Genomic DNA, 13033 nt, shown 5'->3' with positions numbered 1-13033 from the left:
TAATTTTTAATTATGGATATCATTCTAGGGTAGTAGAGGATTGTGTAATCTTTTGAGGCTATGGTATGATAGGGACAGAACGTTTTAATGCATTACCGCGTCTAAGCTTTGAGTTAAAACAAAAGAGACGGGAAGTTCCCGTCTCTTTTGTTAAGTAGGTTTTCTATTGCTCCTGTGCCCATTGCAGCATGCCGCCGGTCATGTTAGTACAGCCTTCATAACCTAGCTGCTGTAGATATTCGCAGGCTCGTTCACTGCGATAACCGCTCCGGCAAATAAAGATAATTTCACCGGTGCGTTCAATTTCTTCAAGACGACCCGGAAGTTGTCCGAGCGGAATGTGCTTGGCACCTTCAATCATGCCTTCCGCTACTTCTTCCGCTTCGCGGACGTCGATTAATTGCAATTGCTCTCCTGCTTGCAGACGTGCGCGCAACTCAGAAGGTTCAATCAGGGCGATTTGCGTCATGGCCGGACCTCTTTTCTGATAAATAATGGGTGCTGCGTATGTTTTTGATGTGTGCAAAATGTCACACATACTCTATGTATGATAGCTAAGCTATCTCTAGGCTGTCAATTGGCTTAATCCTAAAGGCAGGTATAGATTAATTAACCGACGGGATTCACTCGGGCGACCTAGATTAATATTTCTTATTTTTTGGGTGGAGAAATGAATGCTACAACTTGTATAATTAACGTAAAATAGGATGGTTTGAACCGAAAAGGAGCATGTACATTATGGATGTTATCGTTAGACCTACCCCTTCCTTGCAAGGAGAGATTGGGGCCCTATCCTCCAAAAACTACACTACCCGTTATCTGCTCACTGCGGCACTTGCTGAGGGACAAAGTACCATTTATTATCCAGCCCATAGTGAAGACAGTGATGCTATGCGTCGTTGTATCGCCGATCTGGGTGCAGTACTGGAAGAGGATGATGAAAAAATAGTTATTACAGGTTTTGGTAGCCATCCTCAAGCTGTGAAGGAATTGAATGTGGGAAACGCAGGAGCGGTGCTCCGTTTTTTGATGGGTATTGCATCTCTATGTCCGGATGTTACATTTGTTAATACATATCCCGACTCATTGGGTAAGAGACCACATGATGATCTAATCGATGCACTGGGGCAACTGGGTGTGGAAGTAGATCATCGTGAAGGTAAGTTGCCAATTCGTATTCAGGGTGGTCAGGCGAAGGGCGGTAAAATTCAGGTGTCCGGCTCGGTTAGCTCACAATATTTGAGCGCCTTGCTATTCCTTACGCCTTTACTGGAGGAAGACAGTGAAATCGAAGTGCTGCATGACTTGAAATCCAAGGTGGTCATTGGGCAGACCCTGGAGGTATTGCAAGAGGCTGGTATTATCATTCATGCAAGCGATGATTACATGTCTTTCCGTGTCCCGGGGCGGCAATCCTATCAGCCACGTACGTATACTGTACAGGGAGACTATCCAGGGAGTGCAGCGGTGCTAGCGGCTGCTGCAGTAACGAATTCTGATGTTACCATTCATCGTCTTAAAGAGCAGAGCAAACAGGGAGAACGCGCTATCGTAGATGTGCTGCGCATGATGGAAGTGCCACTGACACACGAGAACGATACCGTTGTCGTGAAGGGCAATGGCCGATTGAAAGCTGTCGAGTTTGACGGTGATGCTGCAACAGACGCTGTGCTTGCAATGGTGGCTGCGGCTGTATTTGCTGAAGGCACGTCCCGCTTTTATAACGTGGAGAATTTACGGTATAAGGAATGTGACCGCATTACCGATTATTTGAATGAGCTGACCAAGGCTGGAGCTCGGGTAGAAGAACGCCAAGCGGAAATTATCGTACATGGCAGACCGGAGGGTGTCGAAGGTGGCGTGGAAATTAACGCGCATTTTGATCACCGTGTTATTATGGCCTTGACGATTGTAGGTTTGCGTTCACAGAAGCCGTTAGTGATCAAGGATGCACATCATGTCGCCAAATCGTATCCGCAGTATTTTGATCATCTAACGACGCTTGGTGCTTCTGTAGAATGGGTAAAATAAAAGCAAACGAAGATGCGAATAGGAGGGAACAGGATGGCTTTTGAAAATCCGTCGAGAGAAGAGATTAAAACCATTTTGGAACAAGTAGGCAATATTGCGGTTGTTGGTTTGTCTGATAAATCAGATCGAACCTCTTATATGGTTTCTTATGCCATGCAGAAGCGGGGATACCGGATTATTCCGGTTAACCCTGCGGCGGCAGGGCAAACGATTCTTGGGGAGACTTGTTATGCCAGTCTTGCTGAAGTACCTGAGCCTGTGGAGCTGGTCAATGTATTCCGCCGCAGTGAATACTGTGCAGAGGTTGCGCGTGAAGCAGCAGCTATTGGAGCTAAGATTTTGTGGCTTCAACAGGGGATTATAAGCCAGGAAGCCGCTGACATTGCGCAGGAGCATGGAATGACGGTTATTATGGATCGTTGCATTAAGGTGGAGGACTCAGTGACCCAGGCTGTACGTAAAGGATAAACAAGGATCAGTGACCCGTGCTATACGCACATGAAAACCTTCTTCCCTTGCTTCACAGGGTTGAAGGTTTTTGGTGCGAAATGAGGAATATGGTAAAGTATATTATACTTTTAGCAATCCATATAATGTATGTATGCCTGATGATGAAAATGGTCTAGACGGATTCATAGTGTTATCTGTTGTGGTGATAAAGTTTTTTGACCTGTAGAAGCGTAAATAAATATTTTGGCAGATGGAATCATTGCTTTGACAAAAGTATTTATTCGGCTTACCATCAGGGATAGAAAGGAGAGGAATGCCATGAATTGGCTCGGATCCTTACAACAGCTCGGTCGTGCTGTCATGCTCCCGACGATGGTGCTACCAGCCGCTGCAATATTGCTAAGTCTCGGCAGCCTTCCTTGGTCCACATGGGGATTCCCTATGGTGTCTGATATGGCAAATGCGGCGGGACATGGGATTTTTTATTTTTTGCCATATTTATTTGCGGTTGGTGTTGCACTGGGGATGTCGAATCAGGCAGGTCAGGCGGGACTGGCAGCATTAGCTGGTATGGCTATATATGATCAGGTCACATTGAGATTTGGAAACGGACTCATTCAACCGGCGACGCTCATTGGTATCATTTTGGGGGTCATTTCAGGGGTGGCTTATAATCGCTTCAAAAGCATCAAATTGCCCGAGGTGCTTCAGTTTTTTGGGGGTACCCGATTTGTTCTGCTGCTTATTGGCCTCTTCTCGGCTGTGTTTGCAGGACTCATGCTAATTATTGCCCCACTCATACAGAGAGGGCTGCAATTTATAGTAGGTCTGGAATCGAGCTTGGGCGGCTTTGGACTGTTTATCTACGGTATTCTATATCGGTTGCTGGCGGCCTTTGGTCTGCACCATCTGCTTAATAATATTTTTTGGTTTCAACTGGGTACATATAAAACGCCGTCTGGCAACGTTGTGCAGGGAGATTTACCCCGGTTTTTTGCTGGCGATCCGACAGCGGGCTATTTCATGTCCGGGTTGTTCCCCATTATGATGTTTGCGATCCCTGCCATTGCGCTGGCGATCATTCAGGAAGCACGTGAAGATTTGAAGCCAAAGGTGCAAAAAACATTTTTGACGGCTGCGCTTGTCTGCTTTTTTACCGGAGTGTCGGAACAGATCGAGTTCGCCTTTTTGTTTGCAGCACCTTATTTGTTCCTCGTTCATGCGGTTATGTCTGGGCTGGCCATGTGGCTTACCTTTGAGCTGGATATTCATCACGGATTTTCCTATTCGGCGGGTTTTATAGATTATGTCCTTAATTTTCATCTCTCACATAACGCCTGGTTGTTAATTCCAGTGGGAGTGGCGTATGGGCTTGTGTATTATGTACTGTTTCGATGGGCTATCCGGCGGTTCCGTATTCCAACTCCTGGGCGCGAGGAAGGTTCGGTTCTGGAGGATTGGGCCGGCAATATTCCTTATAGTGCTCCGCTTATTTTGGAAGCACTTGGCGGGAAGGAAAATATTGTGCAGGTGGAGGCCTGCATCACACGTTTGCGGCTGACCGTCCACAATGACAGACTGATCGATACCGGAGCGATGAAGGCTTTGGGATCGGCCGGGCTTATCAATCTGGGTGGAGGTAATTTGCAGGTTGTATTCGGAACGTATTCAGAACTGATTCGTGAGGAAATCGCGAAGCTGATGGAGCGTGATCTCCCTCAAATTTTGTTCAACGCTCCTGTACATGGAAAAATGCTCCCGATTCATGAAGTGCCTGACAAAATTTTTGCGACGAAGCTGGTCGGGGACGGTGTTGCTTTTGTTCCTGAACGTGGTGAACTTGTGTCTCCAGTGTATGGTACTGTGATGCACTTGTATCCGACTATGCACGCTTTAGGCATCTCCACACGAGAGGGACTTGAGGTTCTGCTCCACATAGGGATTGATACTTCACAGCTAAAAGGAAATTTTACTGCTATGGTAGAAGCAGGCGATACGGTGGAACCGGGGCAATTGCTGATCAAATTTGATTTGCAGGCGCTGCGCGAGCAAGCTCCATCGCTGGTGACTCCTATGGTCATCACGAATCCGGATCGCGTCAAGTCGTGGAGCTTTGCTCCGTTTAAAACAGTGAAAAAAGGTCAGGCCTCGGTAATGTCCGTTGTGCTGCATGACAGGAATGTTGGAGGGGTAGAAACATGATAGAAGGCATCGGCGCCGCAGCAGGTGTGGCAATCGGGAAGGCATTTGTCCTGCCGAGCTGGGAGTGGGATTTACCTGATCAAAAAATGGATGCGGTAGATCTTGCAAAGGAATTTGAACGGTTGTATGAAGGGATACGCACATCCAAAAGTGAGATCCAGTTTATTAAGGATGAGTTTCGAGAGATGGTGGGGCCGGAGGAATCCAGCATTTTTGATGCTCATCTTGCGATATTGGAAGATCCAGAATTCATGAATGAAATTCGCGGAATTATTGAGCGTCAGTATAAGGCGGCCGAGGTGGCCGTGAAGGAAGCCATTGATCATTTTGTAACAATGTTTGATTTACTGGATGATGAATATATGAAGGAGCGGGCAATTGATATCAAAGATGTGGGAAACCGGCTGCTCAAGCATTTGCTGGGTGCACCGGAAGTGACTCTTCCCAAGGATACACAGCCCTATATTCTGGTAGCCAAGGAGCTCTCACCCTCCCAATCGGCACACTTGAATCCTAGCTATGTTTTAGGGATTGTAACTATGAATGGTGGTAAAACATCACATTCTGCGATCATGGCCCGCGCACTTGGTATTCCACTCGTTTCAGGACTGGAGAGCAATCTGAATTTGCCCGTTCAAACGGGAGATATGATGGTTGTGGACGGAGACCTGGGCAAAGTTTATGTGAATCCGGAAAAAACGGTAACTGATCATTATAAAATTTTGCGTGACGAGCAGCGACGCAGAAAAGAGCAGCTTCAGGTACTTGCTTCTGTAGATGCCGTGACCAAGGATGGAACCACCCTGAGGCTGGCGGCCAATATTAGTTCGATTAAAGAGCTGGAGGCAGCTTTGAAGCATGGCGCTCAAGGTGTGGGACTGTTCCGCACGGAGTTTTTATACATGGATCGCAAATCTGCTCCAGATGAAGAGGAGCAGTATGAAGTATATCGGCTGATAGCGGAAAAGGCAGGAAACCACTCTGTAGTCATCCGTACATTGGATATCGGTGGAGATAAGCCGTTGGACTATCTTCAACTACCAGAGGAAGAAAATCCTTTTCTAGGTTACCGTGCTATACGGATCAGTCTGGATTGGAAGGAATTGTTTAAAACCCAGTTGACTGCAATTTTAAGAGCCAGTGCAACGGGAAATATCAAGGTAATGTATCCGATGATCTCATCCGTGGAGGAGGTCCGCCAGGCAGATGCTCTTTTGAAGGAGGCTATGGCGGATTTGGATGCAAGAGGGCTTGCCTATAATCCAAACATTCAGCGAGGAATTATGATTGAGGTACCGGCTGCAGCGATGATCGCTGATCTATTGGCAGCTGAAACAGATTTTTTTAGTATCGGAACGAATGATCTGGTTCAGTATGTGCTGGCTGTAGACCGTATGAATGAGCAGATTGCACATATGTACCATCCATACCATCCAGCTGTACTTCGAATGCTGCGCATGACTGCACAAGCGGCACATCAAGCAGGAATTGATGTGAGTGTATGTGGTGAGATGGCTGGAGATGAACGTTCCGTTCCTCTTTGGCTGGAACTGGGGATACATCAACTCAGCATGTCTCCCCAATCTTTGTTGCGGGTCAAGCATCGTGTGCTGAATACGACTGCATCTGAGGCAACGACAGTCGCTCAGGTTTGCTTTGGCATGTCCACTGGTGCAGCGATCGAAGACAAGCTGACTGCAGCTAATGTCAGCTGCACTCCGGCCGGGCCTGGACGGCAGTAATATATAATGTCCGCAAAGCTTTGCACAGCCAACACCCCGTATTGTTGAGCTTGTCGTAGCAAACCTTAAGGCGTAGCACGGCTTGGACGAAAAAGAACCTTCAAAACCACTTATTCATGGTTTTGAAGGTTCTTTTTTTCATCTTGTTGACAGCCTCTTGAGATTACGGAAAATTAACTTAATCTCTTATTTCCGGGTGTTATCTGCTAACAAATCGCAGAACGCTTTTCCGTAAGGTGGAAGATCAGGCGGCCGACGAGCAGATACAATATGTCCGTCCGTCACAACTGCCTCATCCTTCCAAATAGCTCCTGCATTCTCCATATCATCACGAATACCTGGTGTGGAGGTTACCGTAACACCATCCAAAATTTTAGCAGAAATCAGTACCCAGCCTGCATGGCAGATTTGTCCAATCGGCTTATGAGCAGCATGAAACTCCTGTACGAGTTGAATTACCTTGGGATAGCGGCGCAGTTTATCAGGTGCCCAACCGCCAGGGACGAGAATCCCGTCATAATCACTGCTATTCAGTTCCTCAAAGGCATATTCCGCTTCAGCAGGTACGCCATATTTTCCAATATATTTTTTACCTTTTTCCGCACCGGCTAAATGCACTTCTGCGCCTTCTTCACGAACACGGTAAATCGGATACCACAGCTCCAGATCCTCGAATTCCTCATCCACCAGGGCGATAACCTTTTTTCCGGCAAGTCTTGACATCCAACCATCCTTTCGTGCGTCACATGATGACACCTCTGTTTTGTAATCTGTACTTTTACATCTTAAGAAAAAGAACGCTCGAAGTCCATTCCTTCGCAGATTCTTATGTTAGTAGTCTGCTCTTTGACAGCAATTGTCGTCATTTTCTGACCCGCCAAAGCTTTGGTAATTTGTTCATAGCTGCAATCTGTGGAAGGATTTGAGGTCCCAAAGTCGAAATAAAACAAGGTATGATAGATTTAATGGAGTTAACAATTATTTATTAGACTAGTAGATAGATATATTTGGATTCTGATGAGATCCTCGTATAGTTTGATCCTACGTAATGAGGTGGTTAAATGCAGAAGCAATGTCAATGTGGCAAACCGATGGGACTGGAACTGCGAAAGGTAATCTATGCGGGCAAGGTTGAAATTTTGCACGTCCCTGTATTCTCATGCTCGTCATGCTTTTCCAGTGAGGTTTTGCAGCATGTGACGAAGGACATTAAGGCACTATTACAAAGTCTAGGGAGCAAACCTACGGCACGGAGAATATCTTTTGCTCGCAACAATGAACTGGCAGAAATAATTCGCAAGCTTGTATTGGAGGAAGCGGACAATCCCAATGTGGATTGGCAATCTGCTTTGGAGGAGCGCATGGAGCTTCGAATTAATCTCTTACTGGATCTTTATCGCTATGCGAGAAGTCTGGGAGACGAAGATTGGATGAATGATGTAGAGAAAAAATTGGTTCAATTATCCGGTTTTACCAGTGAATCGGTATTTACGAATACAAAAAACTAAAAAATATGAAAATTTTCATGGTCACCATTGGATTTTACATGTTCTTTTTGTTACGATGTGAATAGGCCATACGACAAGACACAGAAAGGAATGTATATCCAATGGCGACGATGACAAAAATGACTACTGTTCAACAATTAAATACGGCTCTGGAAGCGTCATCAGACAAGCCGTTGCTTCTCTTTAAACATAGCACACGTTGTCCGATAAGTGCAGGCGCATATCAGGAAGTGGAGTCCTATTTGCATGGCGCTCCCAACGAAAATATTGAATACGGTATCATTTATGTAGTAGAAGATCGGCCGGTGTCCAATGAAACCGCGGACAGGCTTCAGGTGAAGCATGAATCCCCCCAGGCCATTTTAATCAAGGGCGGAGAGGCTGTTTGGCATACATCCCATTCGAATATTACAGCCCGTGCACTCCACGATCATCTCACATAGATAGAATGTGTGCTGTCGTTGCATAAAGTAGTATTTTGTCGTATCATGGTTCTAATTAGTTGATCTAGGATTCGGTTGAAAATTTATTGGCAATGGAGAGAAGGAATGTGACGGTAACGATCTATGATGTAGCTCGCGAAGCTGGTGTCTCAATGGCCACAGTGTCCCGCGTAGTTAACAATAATCCTAATGTGAAACCTCAGACCCGCAAGAAAGTGTACGAAGCGATTGAACAATTGGGATATCGCCCAAATGCGGTCGCTAGAGGTCTGGCCAGCAAGAAGACAACGACCGTCGGCGTGGTTATACCGGATATATCGAACTCAATTTTTGCAGAAATTGCGCGCGGTATTGAGGATATAGCGAATATGTATCACTATAATATTATTTTGTGTAATGCCGACAAGCGAAAAGAAAAAGAGATTCGTGTCATCAACACATTGCTTGAAAAGCAAGTGGATGGTCTTCTGTTCATGGGTGGTACAGTAACGGACGAGCATATTCAGGCGTTCCATACAGCTGCGGTCCCTATCGTTCTATGTGCAACGAGTGATGAAAAAGGAAGCTATCCTTCGGTCGATATCGACCATGAAGCCGCTGCTTTTGATGCAGTAAACACGTTGATCCGCCATGGACACCGTCAAATCGCAATGATCAGTGGTACGCTTCAAGACCCTGCAAACGGCTATGCACGTTTCCAAGGTTACAAGAGAGCACTGGAAACAGCCGGAATTGATTATCAGGAGGATCTCGTGCGAATCGGGAACTACCGTTATGAATCCGGTGTCGAAGCAATGAAATATTTTCTCGGCCTGAAGAAGAAGCCAAGTGCGATTTTTGCTGCTACGGATGAAATGGCAATTGGTGCGATCCACAGTATTCAGGATGAGGGTTTGAAAGTTCCTGATGATTTTTCGGTAATCAGTGTTGACAATATTCGTATGGCCTCTATGGTTCGTCCTCAGCTGACAACCGTCGCGCAACCGATGTACGATTTGGGTGCGGTAGCGATGCGTTTGCTGACCAAGCTGATGAAAAAGGAAAACGTGGAGAACCCTCGCGTTATTTTGCCGCATGAAACTATTTTGCGGTTGTCAGTTAATTATTTAGACTAGACGCAGTGCTGAATAGGATATACCTTCGATGAAAGCTCCTTTGATGGAGCTTTTTTCGCGGATATAAAGCTTCTTATGGACATCATCATCAAACCAAGAATAGAGGGATGCGTAATGAGCCGACTTTATGGATTAATGGGTGCTATGGATGAAGAAATTGAATTGCTGCTGGCAGCGATGACGGAAGCGAGCAAGACGGTCAAGACTGGAATCACGTACACTACAGGAATCATTCACGGGCAAAGAGTCGTTGTCTGCAAATCCGGTGTAGGCAAGGTTAATGCTGCGGTAACAACACAAATCCTGATTGATCATTTTGGTGTAGAACAGATTATATTTACGGGAGTGGCAGGGGCAGTTCATCCCGATTTAAACATTGGGGATATTGTCATCTCATCAACATGTATGCAGCATGATATGGATGTAACGCCTTTGGGCTATGCCAGAGGGGTCATTCCTTATCAGGACACCTCAGAGTTTGTAGCTGATCCCGAGCTTGTAAGTCTAGCTGAGCAAGCCTGCAAATCGTTTGGCGATCGGTATATTGTCGGCAAGGTACTTTCTGGCGATCAATTTGTTGCAAATCGTGAGTTAGTGACTGCATTGCATCAGGAAATGGACGGTGCTTGTACCGAAATGGAGGGTGCAGCTGTGGCTCAGACAGCTCATATGAACGCTGTGCCTTATGTTGTCCTACGATCTATGTCAGATAAGGCTGATGGATCGGCTCACGTTAATTATGCTGAATTTACGGTAGAAGCTTCACATCGTTCGCATCGTATTGTGGAGTTCATGCTCAAGCATTTGGGATAAGGGTATAATTTTTTAATACATGAATCTTCGGACAAACCGGATATGGTCAAACTGCTCCTGTGATGCGAGGGGCACATCCTTTCCCATTCGTACCATCAGACAGTTAGCAGGATGTGAGCATATTTCAGGATCATCCGTGGCGTACCAGACCATATCTACAGTTTTCATCAGATGTTCCATCATGCGGCGGTATTCCCATACGGAGAGACCGCTGCCTTTTAAATCCCAATGCCAATAGTATTCGGTGGTAAAAATAATATAGGATTCAAGTTGTCTGTCCTCAAAGGCAATCCGAATCATTCGGCTACCCAGGCCCAGACCACGATAGTCATCGGCTACCTCAACAGCTCCAAGTTCCAGTAAATCCTTCATGCCAGCTTCCGACCAGCGCTCCATCTCATCTGGGTAATGAAAAGTAACATATCCCAGAAGGGTTTCCCCGTTGTGGGCAATGATAATTCTGCCTTCTGGCAGTTCTGAAATATCCACCAACGCGTCGAACTGTTCCTTTGGTTTGCGAAAGGCATCTAATTGCTTGTGCATTTGAAATGAACGCAGTTGATCCGCGGATACGGGGCCTTCTACATAGATTGTTTGTCCGTTATGATCCAGCGTGTCCAAGTGGTACAGTTTTAAATGCTGCATGTGTACGCCCTCCTTGTTCGCCATGAGCTCGTTCCTCATATCCCCTACTTATAGCAAAAAAACAATTAAATGAAAAGGATGGTCGTCACATCCTGACCTATGATATACTGTTTTAGACATAAAATGTTCACAATTAAGTACTTAAATCAACCAGTACACCAAAGGACTTCATCTGCTTTATTGATTTTGTAAGCGTTATCTTGTCCTGTGTGATTCTCATTAATCCATTGTGAGGAGGCTTAACGCATGAAGATTGAAGAACTCCAGACTGTAGTTCCCACATCCAACATGGGCCCGTATGAACAAGCTTACAACAACTTTCAGTGGGAGGATGCAGAGCGTCATTTTACGTGGTATGAAACAGGCAAGGTCAATATGGCACATGAAGCCATTGATCGACATGTACAGGAAGGACGAGGTGAGAAAGCGGCACTATTGTATTGTGACGCAAACCGTCACGAAACCTACACCTTCTCTCAGCTTCGTGCTAGTTCTAACAGGTTCGGAAATGTGCTGCGGAAATACGGTATTGGTAAAGGGGAGCGGGTGTTTATTTTCATGCCACGTTCACCCGAGCTGGTTATTAGTTTACTTGGTGTTCTAAAGGTTGGAGCTGTTGTCGGTCCATTATTTGAGGCGTTTATGGAAACTGCGGTTAAGGATCGATTGGAGGATAGTGGGGCGGTGGCATTAGTGACCACACCTGCGCTTCTGTCACGGGTAAAACGTGAGGAGCTTCCTGAGCTGCGACATATTTTTGTGGTTGGTGATATGGATGCACGTGAGCAGGGAATTATCGATTTCGAGACAGAAATGCTTATGTCCTCAGAGGAACTTGAGCCAGAATGGTTGAATCGTGAAGATGGATTAATTATTCACTATACATCAGGCTCAACAGGCAAGCCCAAAGGCGTGTATCATGTGCAAAATGCGATGATTCAGCATTACTATACTGGCAAAATGGTGCTGGATTTGCGGGAAGATGATGTGTATTGGTGTACTGCTGATCCTGGCTGGGTCACGGGAACATCATACGGTATTTTTGCTCCATGGCTAAATGGAGCGACGAATGTCATTCGTGGGGGGCGTTTCAGCCCGGAAGACTGGTACCGCACGATTGAGCGTCACGAAGTGACCATATGGTATAGTGCTCCTACAGCGTTTCGAATGCTGATGAGCGCAGGGGAGCAGGTTGTTTCCAAATATGATCTCAGCAGTCTGCGGCATGTATTATCCGTTGGGGAACCGCTGAATCCAGAAGTGGTGCGATGGGGATGGCAAGTGTATACACAGCGCATTCATGATACTTGGTGGATGACGGAAACAGGAGCACAGTTGATCTGTAATTACCCTGAGCTGCCAATTAAGCCGGGTTCGATGGGAAAGCCACTCCCAGGTATTCAGGCTGCTATTTTGGATGACAGAGGGCAGGTGTTGCCTCCTGACCGGATGGGCCACTTGGCGATCCGTACACCATGGCCATCCATGATGAATCGTATATGGAACAATCCGAACAAGTTTCAGGAATATTTCCGCTTTCCCGGTTGGTATGTATCGGGTGATTCAGCTTACATGGATGAGGACGGATATTTCTGGTTTCAGGGTAGGATTGATGATGTCATTAACTCCTCCGGGGAGCGAATCGGCCCTTTTGAGGTGGAGAGCAAGCTTCTGGAGCATCCTGCAGTAGCGGAAGCCGGAGTCATTGGAAAACCAGATACCGTGCGGGGAGAGATTATCAAGGCTTTTGTTGCACTGCGTGAAGGCTATGCACCGTCTGAAGCTTTACAGCAGGACATCTATCGCTTCGTTAAGGAAGGGCTGTCTGCTCATGCTGCTCCACGCGAAATTGAGTTTAAGGAAAAGCTACCCAAAACCCGTTCCGGTAAAATTATGAGGCGCGTGTTGAAAGCCTGGGAGCTTAACCTTCCTACAGGTGACTTATCTACCATAGAGGATTGAAGTGCTGTGCATATTAGAATTAAAAAAGGGAGTCTCCAAAGCCTTAATGGCTAAGGGGACTCCCTTTTTGTTAGGGTGAATCTCATATTCACCCAACCTATCACTTTCTGCTTTTGTCTTCA

Annotated in this window: 12 protein-coding genes; 9 read left to right on the top strand and 3 right to left on the bottom strand. The window is 46.2% G+C overall.

The features are described from left to right. Positions 1–163: 163 nt before the first annotated feature. Positions 164–469 (bottom strand): rhodanese-like domain-containing protein, encoded by a 306-nt coding sequence (locus MKY24_RS16475; RefSeq protein ID WP_160790156.1) that lies wholly within the window; start codon positions 467–469, stop codon positions 164–166. Between the two features lie 269 nt (positions 470–738). Between MKY24_RS16475 and aroA the strand changes: the two genes are divergently transcribed. From aroA to ptsP, 4 genes are all read left to right on the top strand, one after another. After that, entirely contained in the window at positions 739–2031 is a 1293-nt protein-coding gene (gene aroA, locus MKY24_RS16470; protein ID WP_264453599.1) for a 3-phosphoshikimate 1-carboxyvinyltransferase, read from the top strand. A 33-nt stretch (positions 2032–2064) separates the two neighbouring features. Beyond that, positions 2065–2499, top strand: a complete 435-nt coding sequence (locus MKY24_RS16465) for a CoA-binding protein (protein WP_013310932.1) — start codon at positions 2065–2067, stop codon at positions 2497–2499. A 300-nt stretch (positions 2500–2799) separates the two neighbouring features. Next, complete coding sequence (locus tag MKY24_RS16460; protein ID WP_023989337.1) at positions 2800–4683, top strand: glucose PTS transporter subunit IIA; 1884 nt, start codon at positions 2800–2802, stop codon at positions 4681–4683. Beyond that, positions 4680–6425, top strand: coding sequence for a phosphoenolpyruvate--protein phosphotransferase (gene ptsP / locus MKY24_RS16455; RefSeq protein WP_023989336.1), 1746 nt, complete (start codon positions 4680–4682; stop codon positions 6423–6425). Before MKY24_RS16460 ends, ptsP begins: the two co-directional genes overlap by 4 nt. Before the next feature lie 186 nt (positions 6426–6611). Here the strand turns inward: ptsP and MKY24_RS16450 are convergent, their stop codons facing one another. Further along, positions 6612–7148, bottom strand: a complete 537-nt coding sequence (locus MKY24_RS16450; RefSeq protein ID WP_023989335.1) for a type 1 glutamine amidotransferase domain-containing protein — start codon at positions 7146–7148, stop codon at positions 6612–6614. A 338-nt stretch (positions 7149–7486) separates the two neighbouring features. Between MKY24_RS16450 and MKY24_RS16445 the strand changes: the two genes are divergently transcribed. From MKY24_RS16445 to MKY24_RS16430, 4 genes are all read left to right on the top strand, one after another. Then, complete coding sequence (locus MKY24_RS16445; RefSeq protein WP_023989334.1) at positions 7487–7933, top strand: hypothetical protein; 447 nt, start codon at positions 7487–7489, stop codon at positions 7931–7933. A 101-nt stretch (positions 7934–8034) separates the two neighbouring features. Beyond that, a complete protein-coding gene (gene ytxJ / locus MKY24_RS16440) occupies positions 8035–8376 on the top strand; it encodes a bacillithiol system redox-active protein YtxJ (protein ID WP_013310927.1) in 342 nt (113 codons plus the stop codon). Positions 8377–8483: 107 nt separating this feature from the next. Continuing rightward, complete coding sequence (gene ccpA / locus MKY24_RS16435) at positions 8484–9491, top strand: catabolite control protein A (protein WP_023989333.1); 1008 nt, start codon at positions 8484–8486, stop codon at positions 9489–9491. Between the two features lie 114 nt (positions 9492–9605). Further along, positions 9606–10304, top strand: coding sequence for a 5'-methylthioadenosine/adenosylhomocysteine nucleosidase (locus MKY24_RS16430; protein ID WP_028540543.1), 699 nt, complete (start codon positions 9606–9608; stop codon positions 10302–10304). 12 nt (positions 10305–10316) lie between these two features. On the opposite strand, the gene MKY24_RS16425 is transcribed toward MKY24_RS16430, so the two are convergent. Continuing rightward, entirely contained in the window at positions 10317–10949 is a 633-nt protein-coding gene (locus MKY24_RS16425; protein WP_028540544.1) for a GNAT family N-acetyltransferase, read from the bottom strand. 246 nt (positions 10950–11195) lie between these two features. Here MKY24_RS16425 and acsA point away from each other — a divergent pair, with 246 nt between their 5' ends. After that, positions 11196–12911, top strand: coding sequence for an acetate--CoA ligase (gene acsA / locus MKY24_RS16420; RefSeq protein WP_028540545.1), 1716 nt, complete (start codon positions 11196–11198; stop codon positions 12909–12911). Positions 12912–13033: the final 122 nt, after the last annotated feature.

The sequence above is a fragment of the Paenibacillus sp. FSL P2-0322 genome, assembly GCF_037975315.1.
Classification (GTDB): Bacteria; Bacillota; Bacilli; order Paenibacillales; family Paenibacillaceae; genus Paenibacillus; species Paenibacillus polymyxa_B.
This window is presented reverse-complemented; position numbering and strand designations above follow the sequence as displayed.

Excerpts from the sequence above, each read along its gene's own strand:
- MKY24_RS16445 (WP_023989334.1), top strand. The coding sequence starts at position 7,487 with ATGCAGAAGCAATGTCAATGTGGCAAACCGATGGGACTGGAACTGCGA.
- ptsP (WP_023989336.1), top strand. The coding sequence starts at position 4,680 with ATGATAGAAGGCATCGGCGCCGCAGCAGGTGTGGCAATCGGGAAGGCA.
- MKY24_RS16425 (WP_028540544.1), bottom strand. The coding sequence starts at position 10,949 with ATGCAGCATTTAAAACTGTACCACTTGGACACGCTGGATCATAACGGA.
- MKY24_RS16430 (WP_028540543.1), top strand. The coding sequence starts at position 9,606 with ATGAGCCGACTTTATGGATTAATGGGTGCTATGGATGAAGAAATTGAA.
- MKY24_RS16475 (WP_160790156.1), bottom strand. The coding sequence starts at position 469 with ATGACGCAAATCGCCCTGATTGAACCTTCTGAGTTGCGCGCACGTCTG.
- ytxJ (WP_013310927.1), top strand. The coding sequence starts at position 8,035 with ATGGCGACGATGACAAAAATGACTACTGTTCAACAATTAAATACGGCT.
- MKY24_RS16460 (WP_023989337.1), top strand. The coding sequence starts at position 2,800 with ATGAATTGGCTCGGATCCTTACAACAGCTCGGTCGTGCTGTCATGCTC.
- MKY24_RS16450 (WP_023989335.1), bottom strand. The coding sequence starts at position 7,148 with ATGTCAAGACTTGCCGGAAAAAAGGTTATCGCCCTGGTGGATGAGGAA.
- acsA (WP_028540545.1), top strand. The coding sequence starts at position 11,196 with ATGAAGATTGAAGAACTCCAGACTGTAGTTCCCACATCCAACATGGGC.
- aroA (WP_264453599.1), top strand. The coding sequence starts at position 739 with ATGGATGTTATCGTTAGACCTACCCCTTCCTTGCAAGGAGAGATTGGG.
- MKY24_RS16465 (WP_013310932.1), top strand. The coding sequence starts at position 2,065 with ATGGCTTTTGAAAATCCGTCGAGAGAAGAGATTAAAACCATTTTGGAA.